Raw genomic sequence first — 7,287 nt, 5'->3', positions numbered from 1 at the left:
CTTCAGACACATCAAGATCTTGCTGCAAATATTCATAACCACAAAAATATTGCCAATAAATATTTTCCTTTAGCTCTTCCTCCGTAAACGAATCAGAACCGTTGTACATAGCTTGAAGCATTGATAGTGCTAGCATTACTCTATGATCTTTCTTATTTCTACCAAATTGCTTGATTTCAATGTTAGGCAATGCTCTGGCTTCAAGTTCAGACCAATTTACTAAATCCCTTAGTTTATATAACTTGTTTTTAGGATTTAGTTTTGTAGATAATTTCTCTTCAAATAACCTTTCTTGTTTTTGGAGAAAAGTAATATTTTCTATAGGCATAATTTTAAAATCCGTAAGCTTTATGCGGTAATTATACCATTTTCTTATGGATTTTGTAAGCTGTTTATGACATGAAACCCCTTGTTAATTCAGGCGGGGAGAGTTTTGACGGAGGGACTAGCAAGTTTTAATTCCTCATACCCCATGGGGTTTGAGGCTACTTTCGAACAAATATGTGAATATATGGGTATGGAGTATCTAGGTACTAGCTTTGTTTATAGTGGAACGGAAAATTTAGAATTTTTAAAAAATAACATTTCTCAGGTAGAAAAGGCAAAATTAATGCTTAGTATAACCTTAGTTTGATATAAAAACGATGTCAATTCCGGTTGAGTCGATCTATTTTTATGGCAAGAAGCGCTTATGCAACGTGATAAAGTTATCCTGAGCTTGACTCAGGATCCCAGGCAACGGAATGAAGATCCTGAATCAAGTTCAGGATGACAGACTTTTATTCTAATTGTCCGAAAATATTCACTTTTTATATCAAACTCAGGTTAATATAGATTCTATTATCCTATAACTTCTTCAGCTTCTCTTATCGCCTTAGTAAACAACCTGAAGAAGTTATCCGTAGTTTTGTTAGCTAGCTCTTCTGAGCTTATGCCTTTATGTAAAGATATGCTCTTCAAATGATTTTCTTTGTAGTAGATGGTGCTTAGGTTCTTTATTATAAAAATAATCAAGCCCAGTCTCGCCGAGTTCTATCACTTTATCATCAAAGACATTAAAGATATAAATTATAAAATTCAATCTTCAGTAAGAGATACTAGTCAGTAATACTTTTTACACCAGTCCATTTAGGGCAATATAGATAAGTCGGCCATTAACACTACCTCACCTTCTTCTAAACTTGTATTTTCTAATACCAATATTTGATCTGAAAAATTACTATTTGATAAGGCTTCTATTATTGCTACTCTCTCTTCAACTTCCGCACTTTTGTTCGCATGCATTATTCCATATAATGGATTAGTTGGAGTTTCATCTGCATCATAAGACATAACTAAGGCTTCTATTACTGCAAGGAAGCTTTTGATGTCCTTACTATAGACTTCGAATGGATGTTTTCCTGACTCGCCTACTATTCCTTCAAATGTTCTAACAAAACAGCCCATTACTAATTCAGTTTCAACTGAATAATCTTTAGGTTTGACATTGTTTGAAATATCTTTAAAAAACTTCTCTACAACATGGTCTAACATTTTAGCCGACATACCCGAGCTTGAAAGTATCTTATACACATTTTCAGCAAGAGGGTCCTGATCTTGCTCTAAAGGCCTAAAATCAATTACTGGTCTAAAGTCAGTTAAATTCCAATCATTTTGGATGATCTTATATAAATTTACTACCATTCCCCATGCGCATGAATGCATTTCTGTTATAACTTCAATGAATTTGTCTAATATGCCTATTTTTTTAGCTGTAAGGTAAACAAGTACCACTTCTTGTCTTGTTATCCATTTGTTATTGTGTTCATTACGAATATCTCCTGCATATTGGTCAATATCATCTAGATTTTTCAATCCTTTTTCAAGAGCTTCACCGCTTTGATCGCCAAGAAGAAGGCGTAAACGAACCTCGTTTGAAGCAATATAACTTCTTATTTCAGCGAAAATTTGACTATTATCAAGTGAGTCAATATCATAATCTTGATGTAAACCTTGTTGAATATCTCTAAATGGGTTCTCATTTAATGTATTATGTATATTATCAATATCTAATTTTAGGCTGGTTTCAGGTACTATTATCGAATTAGGCTCGCTTGAACCACATGCTCTAAGCAAACTTATGATTGGCATATGTGTTGGTCCTTCTGCATCTAATTTAGCTTTAAAAATATCTATTAATTTTTGACCGTTTTTATTTTCTCGATTCATCTTGAAAATTGGTAATCCCATTGAATCTTTCATAGTGATATAGTCTGCAACAGCTGTAAAGTCCAGTGGGTCTCTTGCAAGTTTCATCAGCAAACTATCCCCCAAAGCATCTCCTTCAATTTGTTGATTCCAATCAAGCGGGGCATTATGATTTAGCAATATTTTTATAACATGGTGATTGCCACGAGCAATTGCATCTGCTAAATCCATCATAATAGTATCAACATTAACAGCCCAACCTTCTGATAGTAGTTGATCAGCAAGACGTGGGTGGCATTTGATAGCATCTGACAAAGTGCGCAGTGGAACTTGTTCAATATGATACATTTGAGCTTCGTCTAGTAATCTGAGCATATCTTGAGCTTGATGTCGTAAATGAGGATTTGTCATCTTTTCTCTGACTATTTTGAAATGCTCAAACTCAACTTTTGCGCCATATTCGCGTAGAAGAACTGTAGCATGCTCAATATTATTCCAATCAATAAATTTACTAAGCAAAGTTTTTCCATCTTGCAAGGGAGTATCTATTATGCTGCTAATTTGCTCTCTGGTATATCCAAAGTTTAAAAATGACCGATCAGTTAAGCTTTGATGAAACCTGTAATCTTCAAGTAATTGCTGAGCTTGCTCTACTGTCAGAAAATCATTATTCAAAGCAGATTTAGATATAGGATCTATCTGATAAACAGAAGGGGTCTGAACCACTGAAATTGCTGCAGTTGCAATGTTAAAATTAATATCAATTTCTGCGGTAAGTGGAGCAGGGACTAAAACTGACGCATGCGTGGTACGTAATAATTCAGCAAGCTCATAATTACCTTGGCCTTGAGCAATTTCAAAGTGTTCAGCCTTAATTTTAGCACCTTGTTGTATCAGATTTATAGCAAAGTCATTCGCTCTTCGTTCAATCGCTATATCTAGTAAAGTTTTGTTATTTTCAACAGTAGAATTAATATTAGCCACCTTAGGAAGAAGAATATGGGTAATATTATTAGGGTCATAACCTATTAACATTGTTATAGCGTCCATTAGCTGGTTTTGAGCAATTTGCTCAGAATATTGGAAAAGTAATTCTATAGCAGCGCGTTGATCTGTATGGAAAGCCGTTGCTGCATTTTTTAAGGGTGTAGAAGTTGTTGTATGCGGATAAATTTCTGCTCCTTGGCTAATTAAATAAGTAGCAAAATCTAAATTTCCCGTCTGAATGGCCATGCCCAAAGGAGTAGCAATAACAGAGGAACTAACGAAATTAATATCTGCACCTCGTTTAATTAAATTTAAAGCCAAATCAGTATTGTTAATCGCTATGGCTGCATTAAGTGCTGTATCGTACAGATCAGGGAACTGTAGATTTATTTGAGGGTTATTTTCTAACAACAATTCAATTCCATCTTTAAAGCCTGCTCTAATAGATTGGATTAATGGAGTTGACCCATCTAAAACAAAGTTTAAATCTGCTCCGTTTACTATTGTAGCTCGTAGTTGTTCTATATTTTTAGCATTAATACTTTGAAAAACTGCCGCTTGTGCTTCAGGTGAATTTGTTTTCATGGGCGTGTTCTTTGAAAATTAATTAATTATTATAATATAATTGATTGAATTAGTAAAGAAAATTTAATAATTAAAGAAATATGGTTAAGAGGATGTAATAGGATAGAGCTATTCAAGTAGGGGGCTGTACGGGCAATATTTTTATGTAATTTAGAAACCTTAGATAGACCTTGTCGCCTTAGTAAATAACCTAAAGAAATTATCCGTAGTTTTGTTAGCTAGCTCTTCTAAGCTTACGCCTTTTAGTTCTGCTAAAAATTCGACTACATATTTAGTATATGAAGGCTCGTTGGTTTTGCCCCTTTTTGGTACAGGCGCAAGGTAAGGTGAATCTGTTTCAACAAGCAATCGATCTAGAGGCACATATTTGATTGCTTCCCGTAAGGATTCAGCATTTTTAAAAGTAACAATACCAGAAACTGAAATATATAAGCCAAGGTCTAGCATTTTAGTAGCAAATTCTTTCGAGGATGTAAAACAATGAATTAATCCAGGAAACTCTTTGTGCTTCTTATGTTCTGCAATTATATTTGTCGTATCTTCTTCGGCATCGCGTGTATGAATAATCACAGGCAGGCCATTTTCTTGCGATGTAAAGATATGCTCTTCAAATGATTTTCTTTGTAGTAGATGGTGCTGAGGTTCTTTATTATAAAAATAATCAAGCCCAGTCTCGCCAAGTCCTATAACTTTATCATCAGAGCTTAAACGAAGTAATTCTTCAGAAGGTGTTATTGTTTCAACTTCGCTAGGATGGACGCCAACAGATGCATATACGTTGTCAAACTTCTTTGCAATAGAGAGAATATTTTCAAAATTATCTAGCCTTGTACATATTGTTTGTAAGTATTTTACTCCAGATTCCTTTGCACGATTGACAATATTATCTGTACTGTCATAGTCATTAAGCATATCGAGATGGCAGTGAGAATCTACAATAATCATTTTTCAAACCTTGGAAATATAGGGCTTGGCTGCATAAGCGGGGATGAAGGTTTTAAAGCATATTCTTTGGTTAAATGGGAGAATGATCTTTGGCTGCTAGGCACGTTTAGCTGATCAAGAATTTTTGACGCTGAATCTGGTACAAACGGCTGCAGCATAATGCCAATAAATCTGAGTGACTCGAGCAAATTATATAGCACTTGATGCATTTTAACTGTATCCGTGTTTTTAAGGGCCCAAGGTGCTTCTTTGTCTATATAAATATTAGCTTGTTCACTGATATGAATAATATTATCTAGCACTTTGTTTATTTGAAACGCCTCCATAGCGACAATGTTTTGTTGTTGAATTGATAAAATATCAATTAGCAGAGGGGTGTTATAAGCTTCGCCAACATATGATGTTAACACGGGCGGAACGCTTTCGTTACAATGCTTGAATACAAATGAGCTTGTACGCTGCAAAAGGTTACCGATCTTATTAGCTAGCTCGCTATTATTCCGGGAAATCAAATTTTCCTTTGAGAAATTACCATCATTACCAAATGTCACTTCTCTCATTAAAAAATATCGAACTTGGTCAAGGCCAAATTCTTCGACTAAGGTAAATGGGTCAATTACATTACCTAGGGATTTAGATATTTTTTGACCTTCATTTGTCCACCACCCGTGGGCTACAATTGATCTTGGTAGGTCAAGGCCAGCTGCCATCAAAAACGCTGGCCAATATACTGCGTGAAATCTCAGTATATCTTTACCAACAACATGCGCAGAAGCTGGCCAATATTTTTTATACTGATTATCTTTATCTGGATACCCTAGAGCTGCTATGTAGTTTGTCAGAGCATCAAGCCAAACGTAAATTACATGTTCTTCGTTACCTGGAACCTGAATTCCCCAACTAAAGCTAGTGCGTGATACAGATAAATCTATTAATCCACTTTTTACAAAGCTGATTACTTCATTTCGCCTTGATTCAGGAATAATGAATTCTGGGTGGTTTTCATAATGCTCAAGAAGTTTGTCTTGCCATTTTGATAATTTAAAAAAGTAACTTGGTTCTTCAACCCATTCTACAGGAGCTCCAGTTGGAGCCAAGCCATCCTCAGTCAATTCTGTTTCAGAATAAAATGCTTCATCTCTGATTGAATACCAGCCTGCGTATTTTCCAAGGTAAATATCTCCACTTTCTACTAATTTGGACCAAAAGTGACGTACTGCTTCTTTATGTCTTCCTTCGGTAGTTCTGATAAAATCATCATTGGAGATATTTAATGTTTGCATCATTTTGAAAAATACTGCTGATGTTTTGTCAGTAAATTCCTGTGGAGGTAGAGCGTATTTTTCAGCTGATTTCTCAACTTTCTGACCATGCTCATCTGTTCCAGTTAAGAATTTTACGTCACGTCCAGCCAAGCGCATGAACCTGCTAATAACATCGCAAGCTATGCTTGTATATGCATGCCCTATATGCGGTACATCATTAACATAATAAATTGGCGTAGTTATAAAAAAAGGCTCTGAAGCAGACATTATGTTTAATTATGAATTTAGTGCTACAGGATGATAGTTTTTAATTGCGATATTATCAAGTTAATTCATTTAATGCTTCATTTATAGAGGCCAAAAGCTCTGATTGCTTATAAGGTTTATATAGTAGTTTAACATTAGTTTTAACATGTTTTTTTAGTTCTTCTTCTTGAGAAACAAGGCCGCTTTGAAAAATAAATGGTACATTAGCGAATCTTTCATCTTCCTTTAATTTGGAATACACCTCATAGCCATTTATATCAGGTAGCATAATATCAGACAATACAAGAGCTATGCTGCCTGCATACCTCTTGGCGAGCTCTATTGCCTCGTTCCCTGAGTAAGCACTAACCAATTTGTAATCGGTAAAATTAGGGATGATTAATTCTACCAAAGTATGGCAAATTTTTTCATCATCAACAAATAGTATTAAGTTTCTTTTTTTCATGAGCTTAATGTCAATGAGATTATTTTATAGGGATAAAGAATTCTATTGTAGAACCGATATCTGGATTATTTGAAGCAAAAATTTTACCATCGTGGGCCTCGACAATTTCTCGACATATTGTCAAACCAAGGCCGTCTCCTTTTATTTCTTGTCCAATAGAGCCGCGATTAAATGGGTCAAATATAGTGTTTAATGCTTCCTTAGCAATTCCTATTCCTTCGTCTTTTACAGAAATAAGGCAACTATCAATACTATCAATCTTAACTAGCTGAGCTGAAATAGTTATTTTGCCTTGATCTGAATAATTTACCGCGTTAGAAATTAGATTTGAGAGCAATTGGGTGATCCAAAATTTATCTGCTATTGTATAGCATTCTTTATCTTTTGTTTCAAAATCAATGGTTATTTTATTTTTTGTAAAGTTCAAATTTCTAGATTTCTCTACCGCGTATTTTATAGTTTCTATAAGATCAATTTTCTCAAAATTAAACTCTATTTCATCTTTATCGCTGGAGTTAGTTAGCATAGAGTTTAACAAAGAAGTTAGGTGGCTACTTGCTTCAACAAGAGAAGACAAATATTTCTTTTTATCAGAATCACTTAAGT

General features: G+C 34.6%; 7 protein-coding genes. 1 reads left to right on the top strand and 6 read right to left on the bottom strand.

Features of this window, described 5'->3' with window-relative positions; all coding sequences use genetic code 11:
• On the bottom strand, nucleotides 1–328 hold a 328-nt coding region (locus tag Megvenef_RS06430), incomplete at its 3' end, for a transposase (RefSeq protein ID WP_322776028.1).
• 105 nt (nucleotides 329–433) lie between these two features.
• Here Megvenef_RS06430 and Megvenef_RS06425 point away from each other — a divergent pair.
• Nucleotides 434–634 (top strand): hypothetical protein, encoded by a 201-nt coding sequence (locus tag Megvenef_RS06425; protein WP_322777152.1) that lies wholly within the window; start codon nucleotides 434–436, stop codon nucleotides 632–634.
• Between the two features lie 494 nt (nucleotides 635–1,128).
• On the opposite strand, the gene Megvenef_RS06420 is transcribed toward Megvenef_RS06425, so the two are convergent.
• The 5 genes from Megvenef_RS06420 to Megvenef_RS06400 form a co-directional block, all read right to left on the bottom strand.
• On the bottom strand, nucleotides 1,129–3,759 hold the full coding sequence (locus Megvenef_RS06420; protein WP_322777151.1) for an ankyrin repeat domain-containing protein: 2,631 nt from the start codon (nucleotides 3,757–3,759) through the stop codon (nucleotides 1,129–1,131).
• Between the two features lie 159 nt (nucleotides 3,760–3,918).
• Complete coding sequence (locus Megvenef_RS06415; protein ID WP_322777153.1) at nucleotides 3,919–4,701, bottom strand: TatD family hydrolase; 783 nt, start codon at nucleotides 4,699–4,701, stop codon at nucleotides 3,919–3,921.
• Nucleotides 4,701–6,236 (bottom strand): methionine--tRNA ligase, encoded by a 1,536-nt coding sequence (gene metG / locus Megvenef_RS06410; protein WP_322777150.1) that lies wholly within the window; start codon nucleotides 6,234–6,236, stop codon nucleotides 4,701–4,703. The genes Megvenef_RS06415 and metG overlap by 1 nt, the downstream gene beginning before the upstream one ends.
• 55 nt (nucleotides 6,237–6,291) lie before the next feature.
• Complete coding sequence (locus Megvenef_RS06405; RefSeq protein WP_322777149.1) at nucleotides 6,292–6,681, bottom strand: response regulator; 390 nt, start codon at nucleotides 6,679–6,681, stop codon at nucleotides 6,292–6,294.
• Nucleotides 6,682–6,700: 19 nt separating this feature from the next.
• Nucleotides 6,701–7,287, bottom strand: a 587-nt coding sequence (locus Megvenef_RS06400) for a sensor histidine kinase (protein ID WP_322777148.1), incomplete at its 5' end; no start/stop codon positions are given.

The sequence above is a fragment of the Candidatus Megaera venefica genome, from assembly GCF_034554655.1.
Lineage (GTDB): Bacteria > Pseudomonadota > Alphaproteobacteria > Rickettsiales > Rickettsiaceae > Megaera_A > Megaera_A venefica.
The sequence above is the reverse complement of the archived record's forward strand: the minus strand, read 5'-3'. Positions and strand labels throughout refer to the sequence as shown.